Genomic DNA, 18,646 nt, shown 5'->3' with positions numbered 1-18,646 from the left:
ATTCCTCCCTAAATAATCGTTGGTCGTCGGAGATCGTAAATCAGCATCGTCACAGAGAGCGGGAGTTCCCCCTGATTTAGTTTCTCTTCCTCTTCTCCGTTGCGGTTTCGGTCAAGGTATCCAAGTAATACCAGTAGCGCTGCCTGTACTCTCTTTAGTGGCTCCCCTTCAACCAGGCGGCCATTACCTTCGACAACCCGTTCCCGGCTACCCTGGATATAAGACAGGATCGCCGCGCTACCGGACTGAATTTTCAGAAGCAGATCGTCATCACTGGAGTCATCATCAATGCGCAAGTGCTCTTTTACCTGTGACAACGTCACAAACTCAATCACGTTTTATCCCTCCCGTCTCGCCCACGCTTCGCAGCTAGCGTCCATCCGGAAGAACCGGTCTCACCAGGCTTATCCTGAGTCCTGGTATCACAATGCCAGAGTGAACCCCCCCATGTGACCGTATCGCCGGGCAGATATTCGTCGCCTGATTTGAATACGCCGCGGTACACCATAACTGGTACATCGAAAGCTTTTTTCTCGCTGGCTCCACTTGCACGGTTAACAGTGACAATAAAGTGGCGCAGACCATCCATGCTGATATCAACGCCTGACACACCATCGACTATGCATTCCCAGCCATGTGTCCCGTGAGTTTTCTCGTAAGCCCGCCAGAGTCCACCGTTATGGGTGGCATAAGACCCCCGTGGGTAACTTTTTGACGCATCAATAAAAGTCAGTAATTCCAGTGCAAGCGCATCACGGCCATCTTCACCGGGTTTGCCAGGTTCCGGCGTGGGAATCTCTGCGATTGCCTCACTGATGAGAGCGTTAACATCAGGAATTTCCGGCATCACCGCCGTAATAAGTTCCTGCAACACTGGCCTGACTTCTTCTACCGTCACGCTTTTACCATCCTGCGGTGCTGGGATGGCGGCTACGGCTTCACTGACTGCATCGTCAACGGCCTGCATAAGCACAGCCGGATCGTAGTCTTTACCGTCCTTCGGCGCGGGTATTTCACCAACGGCTTTGCTGACAAGGTCTTCCAAAACAGGAAGGATTTCATCCACTGTCACGCTTTTGCCGTCCTGCGGTGCTGGGATTTCCGCTACGGCCGCACTGACTGCATCGTCAACGGCCTGCATAAGCACAGCCGGATCGTAGTCTTTACCGTCCTTCGGCGCGGGTATTTCACCAACGGCTTTGCTGACAAGGTCTTCCAAAACAGGAAGGATCTCATCCACTGTCACGCTTTTGCCGTCCTGCGGTGCTGGGATTTCCGCTACGGCCGCACTGACTGCATCGTCAACGGCCTGCATAAGCACAGCCGGATCGTAGTCTTTACCGTCCTTCGGCGCGGGTATTTCACCAACGGCTTTGCTGACAAGGTCTTCCAAAACAGGAAGGATCTCATCCACTGTCACGCTTTTGCCGTCCTGCGGTGCTGGGATTTCCGCTACGGCCGCACTGACTGCATCGTCAACGGCCTGCATAAGCACAGCCGGATCGTAGTCTTTACCGTCCTTCGGCGCGGGTATTTCACCAACGGCTTTGCTGACAAGGTCTTCCAAAACAGGAAGGATCTCATCCACTGTCACGCTTTTGCCGTCCTGCGGTGCTGGGATTTCCGCTACGGCCGCACTGACCATAGCGCCGATATCCGGCAACTGAGGAATTTCGGGAGCCGGAACAGATGCCACCGCATCGGCAAGCAAGGTGGAAAAATCTGGCGCCGGAAAATCCCTCAGGGTCGCAACCTCCTGAGCGAGCATGCTCAGCTTCTCTTCCGTTGCCTGCTGATGGTCGCTGAGGCTTTTTCTGAAAGATCCACGTAGCTCGCCGAGTGCCTGAGAAAATTCCTCCCCCAGCGCCCTGATAAGGGAAAGTTCACGTTCATTCATTTGGCTAACAATCCTCTTATCATGGCTTTTGCCGCTGTCAGTTCAGATTCAGACATCGCCTTCCCGCCTGATTCGTCAGGTGTCGTACGGCTGTCGGCAACGGATTTAGCAAACGGATCATCAGAAGCATCACGCCGGGCCAGTGCTTCAAGGCTGAAGTTTTGCTGCTGAAGATACAGCGCATCACCGCCGGGTAAAGGCGGCAGATTTTCACTCTTGCGCGCCTCATTTGGCGTCAGAATGGTATTTTTCACGCCCTCCCCGAGAGATTTGATGCGGCGCTCGCTGTCCATACGCAACAGCGCATTTACATCAAACTCAGTTCCCGTTTCGCCATCGAGATCAAAGGCTTCATCCAGAAGCAACTCTATCGACTCAATGAGCGACTGAAGGCACTGCGAATAATATTGCTGGTCCTGCGCTTCAATATTGTCGTGCGTGGGGAGATCACCGATACCCACTTTATAGGCCGGGACATGAAACACGGAACATATGATCTGTGCTGTCATGCTCAGTTGTTCGACGGTTTGCGCATCAGCAGCTGATACCGTTGTCGGGTTGTACTTAGCACCGTTACTCAGAATGGCGGTCTTCCCAGCATTCTCTCCGGAATATCCGGTATCCCAGTTATCTTTAATTTTTCTGGCGTTCTCTTCAGTTAGGGACCCGGGCACCTCAATCACACCGCTTGGCTTTCCGCCGTTACGGAAAAAATAAGCTGAGTTTTCCTGTATGTGATGTCCCTGCATCGCCGCCAGACGAGCAGCGTAAAGAGGAGATAAACCGATGAGCGGGTGGAAAAGACAATTGAAGCGATCGTGTATCACCTCACGAGCAGGGACTGTAACCGACGATTCAATTCCGGCCATATTGTCCGGGTTTATCTGGTAGAAGATCGAACCATCATCCGCCACCCGTGGAGTAACCTTGTTCCAGTCCAGCAGCCTGAGTTCGGTAATTTTTCCGGTGTTATTACGTATTTTTAACGCCACCGTATTCCCGTGGCACAGCTTGGAGTTCAGCCAGTGCTCAAAGAACTGTATTCGGTTCTGAAAGGCATTGGGTCTTTTGTACAGTGCCGGAATGTCTCCTGCTTTTACCTCCTGCATGACCCCTCCTGAGTCACGACGCATCAGCCGTGGCGGCATCTTGGCGATATCACTCGCAATCAGCGAGATGCAGGCGAATACAGCATAATAAGAAAGCACGGTGTCCTGATTAATTTCAAGGTTACGCTGCCATGCCCCGGCGAAGGGTTCATGAATAAAGCCGAATAATGACGTCCAGCCTCCGCGGCTGATAGGCTGCTGCAGGGCTTTTTCTTTTCCCTGTTTTCTCCGCAAAGGATTCCACATTAGCCGTTCTCCGCTTTTCGCTTATTCTTTTTGCCATCGGTACGCGCACCGGTGAAATAGTCCGCCTTGCCAAGCAGCACCAGCACCTTTGCGCACCGATTGTCCACGGCTTTCACGTCGCCCGGAACGGGAGCATGGGTACGTTGCAGATATCTGATTTTTGCCATGCAATACGGCGGGGTTTCCCCCGCCCTCCTTCCGCCGTTTAGCTGCCCTGGTTGGCGCTGTAGTTCACACCAGAAATAACCGCTACCGCTGCTGTGCGACGGCGCTTCCAGTTAATCCAGCGCTCGGCGCGGATAGCCACGCTGTTGGTCTGGAACATGGAGACCAGTTCAGTGCCGGCAGGCGTGATGCTGTCGCCGGTGGGTTCACTTTCCATTTCCAGCGATGCTTCACGAGACATATCCACCGCCACGCCACCATCATCAGCCAGATAAATATCCGGCGCGTTCACAAACACCAGTTGGCTACCAACGTACTGGGAAACAATGACCGGAAGCCCCTGGAAGGTACCGCCAAGCAACGTCATGTCAGGGTATTCTTTCTGACCCAGAGCATTCTTACGCATGGACAGCGCCAGCGCGGTAGTGCTGGACATCAACCAGACCGCGCCGTTTGGTTGCAGGTTAGCGGCAACGAAAACCCCAAAGGCGGCAGCAGCATCCTCATCCGGGCTGCCGGTGGACGGGATCGCAGCAATGCCATGAGTGACGGATGCAGGGGAAACGTTAGCAACTTCAGCTTTTGCCGGGTTGATAAAGTCAGTATCCAGGCGAGCAATGACCGCTTCAGCGAGCGCGTTACGCACCAGTGCATCGGCGGCCGGATTGGAAAAGCGGATCAACTCATCGGTCAGTACCGCGATAGCCGCCACCTTGGCAAAGCTGAATGTGATCGACTCAACGTCGAATTTAGTCAGCGGTTTTGCCTTACCCTGTCCCACCCAGTTCGCTGAGCCGCCGGACGTCTGCGCCGGAATACGGATGTTGAACGGCACCTGACGCAGGGCCGGGATGCCACCCTGGCCAAATCGACCGATAATGGTCTGCGGACGGAGGAATTCAACAAAATCCTGCGCATATTCCTGATACTCCACCAGCGCGCCAGCCCAAGTAGGATCGGTGGTGGTACCGGCACCCACCGCGGCTTTCAGCACATGGTGAAGCTTCGCATCATCAGGATACTGTTTACGGGCGATCTCCAGCGCTTCAGAACGGCTGCCGTTAGCAGCGGCCAGTGCTTTCGCGAAACGGGCAAAGGCGATACCTTTCTCCAGCTTCTGGTCGACGCGGATAATCCCCGGTGTAGCGGCCTTAACAGTAGTGACTTCACCATTAGCGGCTTTAGAAACCGGCTTAGCGGTCGCTGCCATATTGCTTTCCATGTCGCGCAGACGTTTAAGGTGCGCATCCACAGATTTGATTTCTGCGGAGGTGTTGTCGTAGCATTCCTCTTCCTCAGCATCCAGCGTTCGCCCCTCTTCGGCTGCTTTGGACATCACTTCATCAAGGGAGGCTGCCAGCGCCGCACGTTTCGCTTCGAAGCTCTTAATGTGTTCTGCGATATTCATCGAATTGATTCCTTTTTTGGTATTGGTTGCTGTAGCGCCAGCGGTTTTAGCGGTTTTCACTACCGGCTTCTCATTGCCTGACGCGGCGAGAAGCTGGCGATCGAACGATTTAACGGTCTGGATGGAACATTCGGCATTTGCCGGAATAGTTACAGCCGAGACTTCAAGCAGGTCCCAGGACAAAAAGCGGATACCCCCTTCGTCAAGGAAGGAATAGTCAATCGGCCGGAAGCCGATAGACAGTCCCCGGACTAACCCCGCCTTTATCGATGCCCATGCCTCATCGAGACGGGCGACCAACGGCGATGGCATGTCAGACGTTGGTTTCACCAACGTTGCGGTGATCTGCAATCCTTCCTTCACCATTTTTGGTGTGCAGGTGCCGATAGGTTGCGAGCGGTCGTGCTGCCAGAGGAACGGCGTGTCACTACGGAATTTCGCCCCCTCTGGCTCCATGATGTCACCGTCACGATCGGGTGACGGCGTGGAGGCGATGCCGGTAATAATCCGATCATCCTCATTTACCGACTTCACCGTCATGAGGGTACAGGCGCGCTTAAGCGTCATTTTCTGTCCTCCAGAAATGAAAAAACCCGCCTGTGCGCTGAGGGATCCCCAGTAATGAGCGGGTCATTAACTGACGTGTTTGTTATACGAAAAATACCTGGTAATCTTTTTTTGCAGGTTCGGGGTTAAGGGCCATCAGGGAAACGGCATTGAACAGCGCCATCAGCGGATCAATCTTGCCCTTGCCGCTGGCCTGCTTGGTGATCAGAATGGCGTTGCCTTTCGGTTCAACCCTCGCATTTCCCACGCACCAGGCCATCATCGGCTGTCCACCATGAATAAGCACGCCTTCCGCAAGCTTGCGTTCAGTCGTTTTTATCGCGCCGCCAAGACGCCATCCCTGACTGACACCCACCACTGATTCAGCGGGAATGTCTGCCGCGCTCAGGGCGTCAAGGATCTGCCCGACCTCGGAGGGGTCAATACCAATTTTATCCAGCAGGTCAGCATCCTGAATACGGCTCACATACTCAACAACCTGTTCGACATCCATTCCGACCCGTTTCACGATGGTCAGGTCACCCGCCTTTTCGAAGTCCCTGAGTTTCGGGATCTCACTTTTTCGCCTTTCCAGCGCTATCATATGCGCCCAGGCGTGACTCCATGCCAGCCACTCGCGTGTCGTTTTATCCCGCCCAATCATCGACAGGCCCAGCAGGTCATCCAGCCCCCCGCCATCAATACCAACGGTGATCACCTCAGCGCGCTGGAGTATTTCCTCAAAGCTGACTTTATGCGCCTGCTGCGCCCAGAAATCAGCGCCGACCCAGCGGTCAGCGCGTAGGGCAAGGCCGATTTCAACATTGGCATGTTTTGACATAAAGCCGCGGAATTCCTCTTCCCCGGCGTCTTTGGCTTTCCTGAACTCCCGATAAAGAAATTTCTCATCCACCGAAAAGCCCAGGTTAGGGTTAACCATTGCAAGGTTTTCCACCAGCAGATGTTCGCCGCTGGCCACCATTTCAGGAGGATGTTCAAAAATAACGGGCAGGAAATGTGGATCGACTATTTTTCCGTCGCGCACATCGCGGGCATACTGAAGTTTTTGTCTGAACACGCCGGCCGGCGGATCGTTCGACTGCGTGGTGGTGTACATCACAAAACCTTCAGGCCGCGATGCTAAGCCACCTATCGCCTCGCGCAGCATATCGTCAGCGTTGTGCTGCTTCCCGAAAAGCCATAATTCATCTATCAGCGTGCCAACCGACTTGATGCCCGAAACCGTATTGGGATCAGCCGCCACCACTTTCAAGGTGGTATCTGTGCCGCGGTGGGTGATAGTCCGGATGTGGGTCTGAACCTGACACAGGTCATCAAGGTCATCGTCACGCTTCACCATATCCCGGGCGGGATTGAACGCGTTAGTGGCAACCTCAACCGTCGGTGCAATAATGGTGTATCCGGCAGCCTGTCGCCAGTTGAGCAGCAACGCCGTCATCATGATCCCGGCGGCAAGCGTAGACTTTGAGTTCTTCTTCGGTATCAAAACAAACACTTCCGTGATGTGCCGACGTCCGGTTTCAGCATCGTAAGAACCAAACAATGCGGCCACCAGATCGAACACCCACTGCGCACAGGCTTCACCGAAAGTAGGCGATCCTGGTGCATCCACAATCTTCAGTTGTCTGAAAACGTTGAGGGCTATTTCAGCCTGCTGCGGGTAAATCGGCGCAGGAATAATCGACTGACCTTTTTTCAGGCGCTCGGCCCAGTCAGGGCAGGCGGTTGTCCATTCAGGCATAGCTATGTCTCGCGGTTATTTACCACCAGTTTAGGCGGTTGTGGGACGGCAAATTTATTGGCTGCTTTTCTGGCCGCGTCGCTTTTGGCGTCCTTTTTACCGGTATCCCCCATCTTGGGATGCTTATAAGGCAGCATCGCTTTTGCTGCATCTTTCCGGGTTTCAATTTCATTTCCCGTGTCATTCATCACCCACTTAAGAAACGCCAGAGGGTCTTCAAATTGACTGGGCGTCAATGTCGTGCGAGGCGTTTTTTCTCCGGGCGCGTTTACTGCTGGGGTATAAACATTTCGGCGGTACGCGGGTTCATCATCAACGTCGACTTTTTCATTCTTTTTTCGCTTTATAAACGCGATGACCTCCGGGTCTTTAGCAAGCTGCGACCCCTTTGACCGCGCGGATTTCTCTGAGTATCCCGCCTTTATTGCCGCCGCTTTCTGGGACATCCCGGACATCAGCGCGAGAGCGAATTTACGCTTTTGTGCTGTTAACATGTTTACCCCCTCCAGAGGGGAATTTTTTCTGTGCGTGAGAGGGAGTGCGGTGCCCAAGGCGATCGAGGTTAACACCCAACCCCCCCCCCCTCATTGTTAAATGAGAATAAATATCATTTTATTTTTAATGATTTCAAACTCAGCCAATGGCGAAGTGATATTGAGAACCCTTGTCACGATGGTCAGATCACCACGATGTTCGGCCCCAGGCCATCGTCGGGAATGTAATGCTTCAGCGCCTCCTCATCAGGCTGACCCGTCGAGGCTTCACGCGCTGACTTGCCTGAGTGACATTCAATGCAGAGCGTCCAAAGGTTAGCTTCTCCATTGTTGCCACCAAACTGCAGCGCCACCCGGTGATCCAGTTCGCTATCGTGCAGGTCAACAACACGATCACACATGCAGCAGTGACCACCGTCACGCGCATAAATACGCCGCTTCAGGCTTACCCTAGCGCTGCCACTCACGCGCCTATGCTCGCCAAAGACCGGCTTTATCCTGCGGGTGTCGATGGCTTTCAGTCTCGGCTGCAACGTTTTCAATTTAGACATGTAGCCTCCAGGCCCTGCGGCGCTCTGTGCGTGCAGTGGCATCAGGGTGACGCTCTACCGGTTCACCATCGGCATGGTCCACCAATGAGTAACAGGGATAGATGACGCTGCCACCGTATGCATCACCCACGGCGTAATCAGCGGGTTTGCTGTTGTCCCAGCGGGACAGCACGCGATCGACATGCTGCGGCGGCACGCTATAGCAAACACCATGTATGAGGCGCGTTAGCGTGATGTGGTCTGCCCGCATCTTGTCAGCCACTATCAACCTCTCGGCGATTTGCATTTGATATTGCGGCGGACGTCCGGTGCCAAGATAGAAGGAGCACAAAGAATCAGGGAAGCGGCTCAGCCATTCAGCAGCCTTATTGACAAACCCAGCAACCGGTAGTGCATCGTCTTCAATGATCACCACCCGAAAATCCAGCCCAGCGGCCCACTCAAGCGCCCGACGATGGCCCCAGGCTGCGCCATGATCCTCAGGGTCAATCATGACGTGGGAAGTTGGGCCGATTTGATAAGCCAGTGCCCTCGCCTGTGGCTCTCTTGAGTGATGCCCAACAACAACAAACTTTATTTGTGTTTCCACCAGGCATTCTCCTTACCGAGTCCATCCGTCTTGAACACGGTGTGAACCTGCGGGCCGGTGATAAGCCGGTCAGCAAATGACTGTGCAACGATGCCAAAGGCGATCATGTCGCCTACTGCGGCCGCCGGTTGTTCCATCTTCCAGAACCGATAGCTTTCGATTCGGTAATACAGGCGAATGATGCCGTGAGCGAATGCCATAACATCATCACGCGTTCCGCCCAGCAGCCCGGCGTTAAGCATCACGTCGTTGCGATGGCCTTCGAGGAACGCCTGATAGATGCGTTCGGGATGGCTCTGCTTCGCCCATACATCGGCATAAGTCTTCGGTTCGGAGCCGACGTAAGTCTTCCCGGCCTCCATGTCATCCCACGGCGCGCTCAGCATTTCGACATCGGTTCCATCGGTACACCAGACGAACCGGTATTCAGGGTGATCACGCAGGTACTGCCAGACGTGCAGCCAGCGGCGGAAATAGACGTTCATTGCAACATCAGGAACTGTCACCCGTTGAGCGCCATCAGGTGTGGAGGTTAGTTGGTCAGCCAGCACTACGGCGTCAGCATCCTGAATTGATTTAGCCCATACCTCAAGCGCCGCCGGGTCAGGCTGCATTCTGCTACCGCGCTGCGGGTCAGGTTGGCTCGTCAGTAATGTTGTGATCACAACGTCGTGCTGGCGTCGGTATTCGACATAACCGACATACCCCGTATCGCGCCGCCCGTTGTGAATTTTTACATTTCGTTTAACTAGCGCTTCGCGATCAGGTCGAGGAACTGACCGAGTAACGTGTTCATATTCATCAAGAGAATGAATGAGCTTTTCTGAACCCACGACATCAGCAAAAGCCCAGGTAGTCAGCCCGGCATTATGTATGCGCATGGCGAGGTCGCTGTGTTCGTACATGCCGCGCCCGTAAATCCAGTCGAATCCGCCGACTTTTTCAATGGCGCTGCGGTGGTAGTAGAGCATCACGCCACGTTGTCCGGTATAAGCAACGTGTTTATCATCGCGATAAAGCACTGCTATATCTTTCAGCTTTCTTGGTCCAGCCAGGTCAAGAAACTGATAAGCCAGATGTGGTTCTGGCGACGCGATATAGGGCACATGCCAGTTATCGGTGATCGGCCACGCATCGTCATCCCACAGAAACAAATGTTCGCATCCGGCATCCATCAGCGCGGCCAGGCTGGCGTTCTTCGATGCGACAATGCCGAATGATGTTTCATGGCGAACCCGTTGCACACCCGCGGGTACTGAAGCGGCAGGATTTGACCCGTCGTCTACAACAACCACTCGCGCGCCAGCGGGTAAAAACTGCAGATGTTGCGTCAGGGCGCGACGTAGAACGTCAGCGCGATTGTGCGTAGAGATAGCAATTCCGATCCGGGCAGAAGGATGACAGACAGGCGCATACGGAACATTATCAATAATGACCTGCATATTTTCTCCGATAAGTAATCAACCAGGTTGAATGCTGATTTTTCGGGTTAGGACAGTTGGCTACCGTGTGGATTTGTTTAGCAGTGAACTCCGGGGACAGTTGAGCGACTACAACAATGCTATCGCGCTTACCCTGCTCCCCTTCAAAAACGTAAATCAACATCGGACGCCCGGCAGTTGGCTTTTCCTCAACTTGAGGAGACGCTATTACGCTTTTTTCTATCAGCGTTTCGATGGTGCGCTTAACGTTGTCGTGCCGCTTTTCTACCAGATCAGCTATTTCAAGGCTGGTCATGGACATTGATTGATCATTAACGGGATATTGCAGCGTATTTCCCTTCTGTGGTGCGAGCCTGTTCGCGTAGACATGGGCAGCCGAGAGCGGAACGATGTGATCCACCGCCCTATCTCAGACTCACACGACGGAAAGCTCTCTAGTGAAGTGCACGCGAATGCACGGTTTGATTGACTACAGGCGAAAAAAAGTCCCGCGAGATACGAGGCTTATCGATTTTTGGTTTTCGGCTGGTACTTCATCGCCCATGCCTTTGCTATGCGAAAGCAATCGTCAAACATCTTCCCCTTCCCTGATGCTGAGCTTGAACAGCGGTAGTGGTCTATCGCCCTGTCTGCCCCCTTCAGGGCAACCGATGGCTCATAGCCCTGTTTCACCAGTTCAGCGACCACATGCTTTTCAATGAATGGCGTGTAGTCTTTCATTCGGCTTCCCTTATTCAAACAAGACATCGCTGAATTTCAGGTTTGCCCAGTCGCTTTCTGGTGGTAAAACAAGCACTCCTCGCTCATCTTTAACGCCGACATCCATTAGGGTATCCCCGTATTGGTGCATTAATGCATTCATGTACCGGACACCTCGACGATTCAACATAGGGGCTTTACCCCATATCGTTATACACATCTTTCTAACGCACTGTTTAATCAATGAGTTACGGGTTTATCTCAGAGTGGCATTTTGAACCTCAAAAAGCCAATGGGATGGCTTGAATGCCTTAATTCACGGGGTTCTGAGCATCCTGTTCAAAAAATGGCCAAAAGATGTGTATAACGATATGGCTTTACCCCCACAGATGATGGCGCGAGGATCAGGTGTCAAAGTAAACGGCTCAAGCAAACGAAGACAAAATGCAGCCCTTTTCGGCGGCGATATTTTCGATAAGTGGTCATCAAGGAAACCACAAAGAAAATAGCGGCAGACTTCGATATCACCAGCCTGATAGCGGTATACCGGGCGACGGTTAGTTGCCATCAGGTGGTACATGTAGGCATCCGCGACGCGCCAGCAAAAGCATTCGGGAGCAGGAATATTGCTCATGGTCTCCCCCTTAAAATGTCAGCAACAATTGAGCTTCTTCAATCAGCACTTTAATTTTCTTCGCATGTGCTGCCTTGATGCCTTTCCACTCGTTCAATCCCGTGCCAAACACGCTAGCAACGGCTTTGTCACTTTTTAATTCAGCGCAAGCTGCATTGAGTTCTTGCATAACGCTACGCTTACGGGGATTAATGACTTGTCCTTTTGTCCAGTATTCATAGAGCACGTCATCACACTCCTCTTGATACTGAACCACTTTGTCACGGATTTCGGGCTTGACCTTATTGGGATAGATGGTACGGAGCCATCCAGCAAGTTTGCGCAAAGGAAGGCAAGCCATTTTTCTCTCCTTGCCATCAGAAGCAACTATAACGATTTCCGTTACAGTTGATTTAAAGCGTTGTTTTAACTTCTCTAATTGAGACTGCCAAGTCATCCCCATGCCTTCAACAATGGGTTTCATTGGCACATGAGGCTCGCCATTGTGCTCAATAACGTAAAGTTCCGTGCCGTAAAATGTTGCAGTAACGATCATCTTGTTCATTGGTGTTTACCTTCAAAAAGAGACCTTAGATCACACGAACAGCCAGCCCCTGAGCACACCAATTACTGGCGTTCTCCAAGGTCGCTTTTGTGAATAGCCTCAGGGTTTGTTGATATGCGCGTATGAAGCGCAGGCGAAAAAAAACCCCGGACGGTGCCGAGGATCATTGTTTGGTTTCGCAGCCTTGCCACTTCTTCACAGAGTTGCACAGCTACTTGGCAGGTAAATTCTTCCCGGATCCTTCGATTTCACGAATGCTTCGCTTGTCGGCGTTACACTTCTCAATAACGGTCAGCAGTTCTTCATTCAGCGCTACACTCTTGCCGTAGTTCATTTGATACGGAATTTTTGGTGCTGGACAGTCCTGTAAAAGTTCAGCGGGGATGGGGACTACTGGAGCCATTACGAATTCTGTCCGCGTGCTCTCGCAGCTTGCTAACGACATCATCAGGAACAGGCCGACTAGCACACTCATCAGTCGATAACTTTTCACGAATGTAAACCACGGTAGTTTCAGACCGCCGCTGTATCTGCTGTTTTTCATCGTGATTGGCCCGCGTGATGGCGTTGAAGATACGCATTGACTGGATCACATTTCCAGCGATAGTTTCGGCCTGCTGTTGTTTCCGCGCTGCTGCTTCGAGGTCTTCCGTTTTATCACTGTACGCGTCGTGGTAGTAGTAGACGCCGAATGACAGCATAGCAATGAGAGCAAGCAAAATAGCGATTACGGTATCCCTGATAGACATAGTGACTCTTCCTTCGCCGCGCCGGTCATCAATGCCAGCAAGGCAGCAATCACCCAAATAAGTTTCCAGCGCATCATGCTGCCAGTCTGTACTGCTCTTCAATCAGCGGTTGGCGATGGTTTTTGTTAAATATTCCCATCAGCGTGGCCTTGCGTTGCTCAAAGTCCCATCCCATACCAATGAATACCGTGTTGGCGCGTTGCAGTTCGGTAATGCAGTGAATCTGCTCAGGGGGCAGGTAGTCGCGGATACTCTCCTGCTTACCTATTTCGTGATGAACACGGAATTTAACCGCCGTCATATCAAGTGCTATCCGGTTAATCAGGTCGGCCTCGTTGCTGAAATGGTGTGGGGCAATCGTCTTGCCATGTGCCTCGCGCTCATGCTTGATAGCATCAGTCATTGGCTTGTACTCAAGCCTGGCAATATTGCGATCCATCTTCTTGCCCGCTAATGCCTTGCGCATACGGAAGAACTCGGAAACCAGCTTCTTCTTGAATACACGAACGGCATCATTATTGCGCATGTAGGTAATTAAGAGTGTAGTTTGCTGCTCGTAGAGAAATGCAATACGAAGAGGCTTGCCACCACCTTGACTTCTTTCAACCATACGGATTTCAAATCCGAGTGGCCCGAACTCTTCCAGATCGGCTTTGTTACGGTCAACAAGCTTGATAATGGTGTCATGATCTTTCTCAACACCCTCAGCAATCGCCATAGTATTCGCTACAAGATCAAATTTCTTTATTTCCACTAATTGCATCGCTTATTTCCTTTTGATGATAGAGCCTGCCTCGTAGACATGAGTGGCCCAAGAGTGGTTAGCGATGAAACCGCCACTCTGTCTCAGGCTCATATTGCATATTCGCATCGTGATCGATCAGTGATTCGCATGACAATCGATCACGATTTCGCATCTAAGGTCGATCACTGATTCGCGTCGTATCGATCACTCGGGACTTAACTCTTCTAACCTCCTCTCCGTTCGCAGTTTCTACTGAAATGGAGATAACGATGGCCAGAAAGAGAAAAAGCAGGAGTCCCATGGAGACTTGTCTTCAGATCTTCAAACTCAAATTTGAGTGCAACCAGTCTAATCGCACCATCGCCGCTGCTCTTAGGGTCAGCCCTTCCACAGTTTATGAGGTGCTCTCCCGTTTTACCGCCGCATCGCTGTCGTGGCCATTGCCTGATGCGCTCTTGCCAGAAAAACTGGAAAAGATGCTGTTCCCCACCCGCAGAATGCGCACCTCGGAGCTTATCGCGCCAGACTGGCTGTATATCGATACCGAGCTAAGACGGCCAGGGGTTACCAGGCAGCTGTTGTGGATAGAATACAGCACCGAAACCGGAGAAATGGCGCTGGGCTACTCTCAGTTCTGCCGTTGTTATCGCCAATGGAAGAAATGCCAGAAACGCTCGATGCGCCAGACCCACCGTGCCGGTGAGAAGCTGTTCATCGACTTCTGCGGGCCCACGGTGCCGGTATCCGACCCCGATACGGGAAATGTGCGCCGGGTCGCCATCTTCGTCGCTGTCATGGGAGCGTCAAATTATACCTATGCAGAAGCCTGCCCCGGTCAGGACATGATGAGCTGGCTGAATGCTAACAGCCACTGCCTGACCTTCCTCGGCGGCGTTCCAGCCCTGCTGGTACCCGATAATCTGCGTAGCGCGGTGAGCAAAGCAGATCGCTACGAGCCGGTCATCAACGACAGCTATCAGTCTTTGGCCTCGCATTACAGCACGGTAGTGATGCCAGCCAGACCCTACAAACCGAAAGACAAGGCCAAAGTGGAAAACGGCGTCCTGCTGGTCGAAAGGTGGCTCCTGGCGCGAATACGCAATGAAACCTTCCATACGATGCATGCGCTCAACGTCAGGCTCAGTGAGCTGATGACCGAGCTGAATAACCGGCCAATGAAAGGTTATGGGGGCCAGAGCCGAGCGCAGCGCTTTGCGCTGCTCGATGCGCCGTGCCTGCAGCCGTTGCCAGCCATGCCCTATGAATACACCGAATACCGTGCGGTGAAGGTCGCTCCTGACTATCACGTCGAATACGACCGCCACTGGTACTCCGTTCCCCATGAGCTGGTTGGTGAAAGGCTGTCGGTAAAAGCGGGTCAGACGTTGGTCCAGGTCTGGCATAAGGGCCGCTGCGTGGCTCAGCACCCTCGCAGCGATCGGCAGTACAGCCACAGCACGAATCCGGCACACATGCCGGTCAATCACCGCGGGCACAGCAGCTGGACACCTGAAAAGCTGCTGGATAATGCCGCGAGAACCGGCAAGGCGACCTGGCAGGTGGTGGAAGCGATGCTAAACGCGAAGAATCATCCTGAGCAGGCTTATCGGGCTGTTCTCGGCCTACTGTCGCTCCAGAAAAAATACGGTGCCGAACGGCTGGAAAAAGCCTGTGACAAGGCCTGCGGGCTGAACCATCCGGAAAGGCGTTTTATCGAGAATCTGCTGCGTCACAACAGGGAGGGCATCGGAGAAACAGTTAAAGGAAATAGAGAGTTACAGCTTCCACTGGAGCACGAGAATCTGCGTGGTCCAAAATATTACCACTGAAAAAGGGAGTCGTTATGACTGATGACCTGCTAACCAAACTTAGAACGCTGAAGCTGTCGGCAATGGCCGATGGCATGATACGCCAGCGTGAGGCACCTGGTACATACAATGAGCTGGGGTTCGCAGAACGCCTGGGGTTACTTGTCGAAGAAGAGCTACTGAATCGTGAAAACAGCCGTGTTGGGCGGTTGAGAAAGCAGGCACGGTTGCGCCACGGTGCAACCCCTGAGGGTATGTACTATCCGGTCTCCCGAGGGTTAAAGGCCGAACAGATGCGCGAGCTTCTGTATTAGCTCAGACCTGATCTAACAGTTACCGGTTATTTATACAGGTGTCTGTCAGATTAAATCTGGTTCAGATTTTTTTCTGCCCAGACTCGTTTACCATCAAGTAACGCGGCCATTGGCGTACGCCCGCAGCACATTTTACCCTGATGAGTTCGCTCATTATTGTAATGCCACAACCAGTTGTCCAGATCCTTTTGTAGACTTTCTAGGTCCTCGTATAACTTCTTACGGAACGCAACCTGATAAAAATCCTGCAAAATAGTTTTATGGAAGCGCTCGCAGATACCGTTTGTCTGCGGAGACATCGCTTTCGTTTTCGTATGGTCTATATCGTTGATAGCCAAGTACAGCTGATAGTCATGTTGTTCCACTTTACCGCAGTACTCCGTCCCCCTGTCCGTCAGTATTCTTAGCATTGGCAGCCCCTGAGCTTCGTAGAACGGCAGCACGCGATCATTGAGCAGGTCGGCGGCAGAGATCGGTGCTTTACTCGTGTAAAGCTTGCAGTGCGCCACTTTCGAGTACGTATCCACGAACGTCTGCTGGTAGATACGGCCAACACCTTTCAGATTACCCACGTAGAAGGTGTCCTGCGACCCCAGATAACCCGGGTGAGCAGTCTCTATTTCACCACAGGCTTCGTCGTCGTGCACCTTCTTCTCCAGTGCAGCGATTTGAGCATCAGTAAGTACAATGCCTTCTCTGGCAACTTTTTCCTCAAGTGCCTTCAGGCGCTTACGAAAGTTTTCCAGATCGTGTCGTTGCCAGATGGAGCGCACACCGCTGCCAGAAATGAAGACGCCTTTTTTACGCAGCTCATTACTGGTCCGGTGCTGGCCATGAGCCGGGAACTCAATGGCGTAATCAACAACCGCACGTTCAGTGGCTTCATCAGCACGGTTTTTCAGGTTGGGAACCCGGCGGTTTTGGTTAACCAGAGCGTCAATGCCGCCTTCTGCCGCCAGTTCCTGATAGCGATAAAACGTGTCGCGTGACACCCCCATGATTTTACAGGCTTTTGATACGTTACCGAGTTCTTCGGCGAGATTGAGCAGGCCGGCTTTGTGTTTGATGATGGGATTGTTAGTATGAAGCATGAGAGTTACCTCGTGTTTTGTATAAGGATTCGACACCCATATCAAAACCGGTAACTCTCAACCTTTCAAGGTCCAGTGTCAGATCAAGTCGCGACTAATACACTTTAATTCAGTTATTAATCACTGATTCAAACAGAGCTTTCTCTTCCTGGCGGCGCTTAATCAAGCCGGGCAGCGGTAATTTTTTACCCTTGACGGTGACATGGCACCATTTGGGAAACTCTGCCGCTGCACCAGAGTAATCACCTTCATTCAGCTTCTTAAGCAACGTCGAAGTGCCAAAAGCCCCGATGCCGATATTGAAAACCAGTGAACACAATGCATCAAACTGATTCTGGCTCACCGGCACGGTTATCAAGGCATTCAGCTCTTCAACCACAGCGTCGATATCGTCACGCAGAAAAGTGTCCGCCTGCGCTGGCGTAATAACATCCTCTGCCTTGACGCCGGTGGTATGCCCGTAGCCGACAGTCCATTTTTCAGCGCTGCATTGATAGGCATTGAGCTTAATGCCCTCAAACGCCTTTATCCGTGCTAATCCTTGCGAACTCATTTGCATCGTTACTTCAGATCCCTATGTCGTGTAAACGCCTTTATGCGCTCACGGATATAATCTGTTCCCACATAACCAATATAAATTGCTAGTAATTCTGGTGTCGCGTCAGGTAAGGACCAGTTAAAATATTTTCAACCAGACTCAGTAAGGGTTTGACAAAGAATGCCAGGGCACTGCATGACATCGCATCGAATAAGCGTCGACTCCATGAACTTTTGACACACGCGTTGCGCAAAAAAGAAAACAAGGCCGCCAGCGTCGCATAGCCAAATTCAGTCTGATGACGTTGTATCCAGTTGATAAAGGCGTACCAGAATGCAGGCTCTTTTTCAGGCATATTGACGGCTTACTTAGGGCGGATTTTAAACAAAACAGTAAGGAAAAAGGCCACCTAAGGCATATCGTTATACACATCTTTTGGCCATTTTTTGAACAGGATGCTCAGAACCCCGTGAATTAAGGCATTCAAGCCATCCCATTGGCTTTTTGAGGTTCAAAATGCCACTCTGAGATAAACCCGTAACTCATTGATTAAACAGTGCGTTAGAAAGATGTGTATAACGATATGACCCTAAGGCAGCCTTCATCTCATCATGGGTTGTGGGTTACTGAGGCAGTTTCCAATACTGAGCCGGCGAGCCGTTACAGGACGCCACTTTCAATTGCTTGTTTAACCCTTGAGTGGTAAGACATTTTCCGGTCACCACATTTTTCAACTCAGTTCCTGCGTTAACCCCCCTTTTCCACTGCTGCTTGCCGTCACCAATACGGCATCTTTTTAACGCCACTGTGCTACCGCCCCTGTCCTCTAAACACATGCCATTTTGCAGCTCAATATAATAGACCGTGATAATTTCTTCTGGCTGAGACGGTTGCGATGGGCAAGGCGACAGAATGCTACTATGATTATCTGCACTTGCTACTGCGCAATTACGACCATTCGCTATTGAGATAAAACCCGATTTGACCGTTTGGGTCACGGTGTGAACCTGTGCTCCCGTCATTATATTTTCGGTGACATCAGATGCGACCAAGGCGCTAAAAGACACCGGCACCGAGAGGCAGAGACAGGTAGTCATTATTGCCAGTTTCATTTTTTTCATTGCAATTTTCCTTATGTTAATGTGTTTAATGAAACTCCGTCAGTGTATAAAAAATCACCACGGAGGCACGCAGTAAGGCTTCAGCTTTAGGCGGAGCCGGTGGTGTATTTTTCCATAGATTTCATCGCTCCACCTCGTCTAGGGTGGCTGTCGGTCAGAAAAAAGGCCACGCCGGAGCGTAGCCTTGAAAATGC

General features: G+C 52.0%; 22 protein-coding genes and 2 pseudogenes. 3 read left to right on the top strand and 21 right to left on the bottom strand.

Annotated elements, in window-relative coordinates; genetic code table 11:
* Positions 1-8 precede the first annotated feature (8 nt).
* The 13 genes and pseudogenes from ACWWJF_RS00845 to ACWWJF_RS00785 form a co-directional block, all read right to left on the bottom strand.
* Positions 9-335 (bottom strand): head-tail connector protein, encoded by a 327-nt coding sequence (locus ACWWJF_RS00845; RefSeq protein WP_455868394.1) that lies wholly within the window; start codon positions 333-335, stop codon positions 9-11.
* The gene (locus ACWWJF_RS00840) at positions 332-1,897 is read right to left on the bottom strand and encodes a phage portal protein (protein ID WP_455868393.1); all 1,566 of its coding nucleotides are present in this window, start codon (positions 1,895-1,897) and stop codon (positions 332-334) included. The genes ACWWJF_RS00845 and ACWWJF_RS00840 overlap by 4 nt, the downstream gene beginning before the upstream one ends.
* Positions 1,894-3,252: a phage portal protein gene (locus ACWWJF_RS00835; RefSeq protein WP_455868392.1), complete on the bottom strand. Its 1,359-nt coding sequence runs from the start codon at positions 3,250-3,252 to the stop codon at positions 1,894-1,896. Before ACWWJF_RS00835 ends, ACWWJF_RS00840 begins: the two co-directional genes overlap by 4 nt.
* Positions 3,252-3,419, bottom strand: coding sequence for a hypothetical protein (locus tag ACWWJF_RS00830; protein ID WP_455868391.1), 168 nt, complete (start codon positions 3,417-3,419; stop codon positions 3,252-3,254). The genes ACWWJF_RS00835 and ACWWJF_RS00830 overlap by 1 nt, the downstream gene beginning before the upstream one ends.
* A gap of 38 nt (positions 3,420-3,457) precedes the next feature.
* Positions 3,458-5,392: a phage major capsid protein gene (locus ACWWJF_RS00825; protein ID WP_455868390.1), complete on the bottom strand. Its 1,935-nt coding sequence runs from the start codon at positions 5,390-5,392 to the stop codon at positions 3,458-3,460.
* Positions 5,393-5,474: 82 nt separating this feature from the next.
* Complete coding sequence (locus tag ACWWJF_RS00820) at positions 5,475-7,133, bottom strand: terminase large subunit (RefSeq protein ID WP_455868389.1); 1,659 nt, start codon at positions 7,131-7,133, stop codon at positions 5,475-5,477.
* A 2-nt stretch (positions 7,134-7,135) separates the two neighbouring features.
* Positions 7,136-7,627: a terminase small subunit gene (locus ACWWJF_RS00815; RefSeq protein WP_455868388.1), complete on the bottom strand. Its 492-nt coding sequence runs from the start codon at positions 7,625-7,627 to the stop codon at positions 7,136-7,138.
* A gap of 182 nt (positions 7,628-7,809) precedes the next feature.
* Entirely contained in the window at positions 7,810-8,178 is a 369-nt protein-coding gene (locus ACWWJF_RS00810) for an HNH endonuclease (RefSeq protein WP_455868387.1), read from the bottom strand.
* On the bottom strand, positions 8,171-8,770 hold the full coding sequence (locus ACWWJF_RS00805) for a hypothetical protein (protein WP_455868465.1): 600 nt from the start codon (positions 8,768-8,770) through the stop codon (positions 8,171-8,173). The genes ACWWJF_RS00810 and ACWWJF_RS00805 overlap by 8 nt, the downstream gene beginning before the upstream one ends.
* A complete protein-coding gene (locus tag ACWWJF_RS00800) occupies positions 8,752-10,209 on the bottom strand; it encodes a glycosyltransferase family 2 protein (protein WP_455868386.1) in 1,458 nt (485 codons plus the stop codon). Before ACWWJF_RS00800 ends, ACWWJF_RS00805 begins: the two co-directional genes overlap by 19 nt.
* A gap of 70 nt (positions 10,210-10,279) precedes the next feature.
* A pseudogene (locus tag ACWWJF_RS00795) lies at positions 10,280-10,510 on the bottom strand (phage regulatory protein/antirepressor Ant); the annotation flags it as partial.
* Between the two features lie 203 nt (positions 10,511-10,713).
* Complete coding sequence (locus tag ACWWJF_RS00790; protein WP_455868385.1) at positions 10,714-10,929, bottom strand: hypothetical protein; 216 nt, start codon at positions 10,927-10,929, stop codon at positions 10,714-10,716.
* A gap of 10 nt (positions 10,930-10,939) precedes the next feature.
* Complete coding sequence (locus tag ACWWJF_RS00785) at positions 10,940-11,071, bottom strand: hypothetical protein (protein WP_455868384.1); 132 nt, start codon at positions 11,069-11,071, stop codon at positions 10,940-10,942.
* Positions 11,072-11,210: 139 nt separating this feature from the next.
* Between ACWWJF_RS00785 and ACWWJF_RS00780 the strand changes: the two genes are divergently transcribed.
* Complete coding sequence (locus tag ACWWJF_RS00780) at positions 11,211-11,417, top strand: hypothetical protein (RefSeq protein ID WP_455868383.1); 207 nt, start codon at positions 11,211-11,213, stop codon at positions 11,415-11,417.
* A 135-nt stretch (positions 11,418-11,552) separates the two neighbouring features.
* On the opposite strand, the gene ACWWJF_RS00775 is transcribed toward ACWWJF_RS00780, so the two are convergent.
* From ACWWJF_RS00775 to ACWWJF_RS00760, 4 genes are all read right to left on the bottom strand, one after another.
* A complete protein-coding gene (locus ACWWJF_RS00775; protein WP_455868382.1) occupies positions 11,553-12,086 on the bottom strand; it encodes a phage antirepressor N-terminal domain-containing protein in 534 nt (177 codons plus the stop codon).
* 211 nt (positions 12,087-12,297) lie between these two features.
* Positions 12,298-12,489, bottom strand: a complete 192-nt coding sequence (gene lysC, locus ACWWJF_RS00770) for an Rz1-like lysis system protein LysC (protein ID WP_455868381.1) — start codon at positions 12,487-12,489, stop codon at positions 12,298-12,300.
* Entirely contained in the window at positions 12,461-12,937 is a 477-nt protein-coding gene (locus ACWWJF_RS00765) for a hypothetical protein (RefSeq protein ID WP_455868380.1), read from the bottom strand. The genes lysC and ACWWJF_RS00765 overlap by 29 nt, the downstream gene beginning before the upstream one ends.
* Entirely contained in the window at positions 12,909-13,598 is a 690-nt protein-coding gene (locus tag ACWWJF_RS00760) for a Rha family transcriptional regulator (RefSeq protein ID WP_455868379.1), read from the bottom strand. Before ACWWJF_RS00760 ends, ACWWJF_RS00765 begins: the two co-directional genes overlap by 29 nt.
* Before the next feature lie 281 nt (positions 13,599-13,879).
* Between ACWWJF_RS00760 and istA the strand changes: the two genes are divergently transcribed.
* Together istA and ACWWJF_RS00750 are read left to right on the top strand one after the other, a co-directional pair.
* On the top strand, positions 13,880-15,409 hold the full coding sequence (gene istA / locus ACWWJF_RS00755; RefSeq protein ID WP_455868378.1) for an IS21 family transposase: 1,530 nt from the start codon (positions 13,880-13,882) through the stop codon (positions 15,407-15,409).
* Between the two features lie 14 nt (positions 15,410-15,423).
* Positions 15,424-15,696, top strand: a pseudogene (locus ACWWJF_RS00750) (ATP-binding protein); the annotation flags it as partial.
* A gap of 56 nt (positions 15,697-15,752) precedes the next feature.
* On the opposite strand, the gene ACWWJF_RS00745 reads toward ACWWJF_RS00750, so the two are convergent.
* The 4 genes from ACWWJF_RS00745 to ACWWJF_RS00730 form a co-directional block, all read right to left on the bottom strand.
* Positions 15,753-16,793 carry an IS481 family transposase gene (locus ACWWJF_RS00745; RefSeq protein WP_455868377.1) on the bottom strand — a complete coding sequence of 347 codons (1,041 nt, stop codon included), beginning with the start codon at positions 16,791-16,793 and terminating at the stop codon, positions 15,753-15,755.
* Between the two features lie 109 nt (positions 16,794-16,902).
* Positions 16,903-17,352, bottom strand: a complete 450-nt coding sequence (locus tag ACWWJF_RS00740) for a lysozyme (protein ID WP_455868376.1) — start codon at positions 17,350-17,352, stop codon at positions 16,903-16,905.
* An 82-nt stretch (positions 17,353-17,434) separates the two neighbouring features.
* Positions 17,435-17,686, bottom strand: coding sequence for a phage holin family protein (locus ACWWJF_RS00735; protein WP_455868375.1), 252 nt, complete (start codon positions 17,684-17,686; stop codon positions 17,435-17,437).
* A 268-nt stretch (positions 17,687-17,954) separates the two neighbouring features.
* The gene (locus ACWWJF_RS00730) at positions 17,955-18,443 is read right to left on the bottom strand and encodes a ricin-type beta-trefoil lectin domain protein (protein WP_455868374.1); all 489 of its coding nucleotides are present in this window, start codon (positions 18,441-18,443) and stop codon (positions 17,955-17,957) included.
* Positions 18,444-18,646: the final 203 nt, after the last annotated feature.

It is taken from the genome of Symbiopectobacterium sp. Eva_TO (assembly GCF_053848865.1).
Note: the sequence above shows the minus strand (reverse complement) of the source record. Positions and strands in the feature narration are given on the sequence as shown.

Bases quoted from the DNA above. Each gene is read 5' to 3' on its own strand.
- lysC (WP_455868381.1), bottom strand. From the start codon at position 12,489: ATGGCTCCAGTAGTCCCCATCCCCGCTGAACTTTTACAGGACTGTCCA.
- ACWWJF_RS00820 (WP_455868389.1), bottom strand. From the start codon at position 7,133: ATGCCTGAATGGACAACCGCCTGCCCTGACTGGGCCGAGCGCCTGAAA.
- ACWWJF_RS00760 (WP_455868379.1), bottom strand. From the start codon at position 13,598: ATGCAATTAGTGGAAATAAAGAAATTTGATCTTGTAGCGAATACTATG.
- istA (WP_455868378.1), top strand. From the start codon at position 13,880: ATGGAGACTTGTCTTCAGATCTTCAAACTCAAATTTGAGTGCAACCAG.
- ACWWJF_RS00815 (WP_455868388.1), bottom strand. From the start codon at position 7,627: ATGTTAACAGCACAAAAGCGTAAATTCGCTCTCGCGCTGATGTCCGGG.
- ACWWJF_RS00740 (WP_455868376.1), bottom strand. From the start codon at position 17,352: ATGCAAATGAGTTCGCAAGGATTAGCACGGATAAAGGCGTTTGAGGGC.
- ACWWJF_RS00790 (WP_455868385.1), bottom strand. From the start codon at position 10,929: ATGAAAGACTACACGCCATTCATTGAAAAGCATGTGGTCGCTGAACTG.
- ACWWJF_RS00835 (WP_455868392.1), bottom strand. From the start codon at position 3,252: ATGTGGAATCCTTTGCGGAGAAAACAGGGAAAAGAAAAAGCCCTGCAG.
- ACWWJF_RS00810 (WP_455868387.1), bottom strand. From the start codon at position 8,178: ATGTCTAAATTGAAAACGTTGCAGCCGAGACTGAAAGCCATCGACACC.
- ACWWJF_RS00730 (WP_455868374.1), bottom strand. From the start codon at position 18,443: ATGAAACTGGCAATAATGACTACCTGTCTCTGCCTCTCGGTGCCGGTG.
- ACWWJF_RS00775 (WP_455868382.1), bottom strand. From the start codon at position 12,086: ATGAACAAGATGATCGTTACTGCAACATTTTACGGCACGGAACTTTAC.
- ACWWJF_RS00825 (WP_455868390.1), bottom strand. From the start codon at position 5,392: ATGACGCTTAAGCGCGCCTGTACCCTCATGACGGTGAAGTCGGTAAAT.
- ACWWJF_RS00830 (WP_455868391.1), bottom strand. From the start codon at position 3,419: ATGGCAAAAATCAGATATCTGCAACGTACCCATGCTCCCGTTCCGGGC.
- ACWWJF_RS00840 (WP_455868393.1), bottom strand. From the start codon at position 1,897: ATGAATGAACGTGAACTTTCCCTTATCAGGGCGCTGGGGGAGGAATTT.
- ACWWJF_RS00800 (WP_455868386.1), bottom strand. From the start codon at position 10,209: ATGCAGGTCATTATTGATAATGTTCCGTATGCGCCTGTCTGTCATCCT.
- ACWWJF_RS00745 (WP_455868377.1), bottom strand. From the start codon at position 16,793: ATGCTTCATACTAACAATCCCATCATCAAACACAAAGCCGGCCTGCTC.
- ACWWJF_RS00735 (WP_455868375.1), bottom strand. From the start codon at position 17,686: ATGCCTGAAAAAGAGCCTGCATTCTGGTACGCCTTTATCAACTGGATA.
- ACWWJF_RS00785 (WP_455868384.1), bottom strand. From the start codon at position 11,071: ATGAATGCATTAATGCACCAATACGGGGATACCCTAATGGATGTCGGC.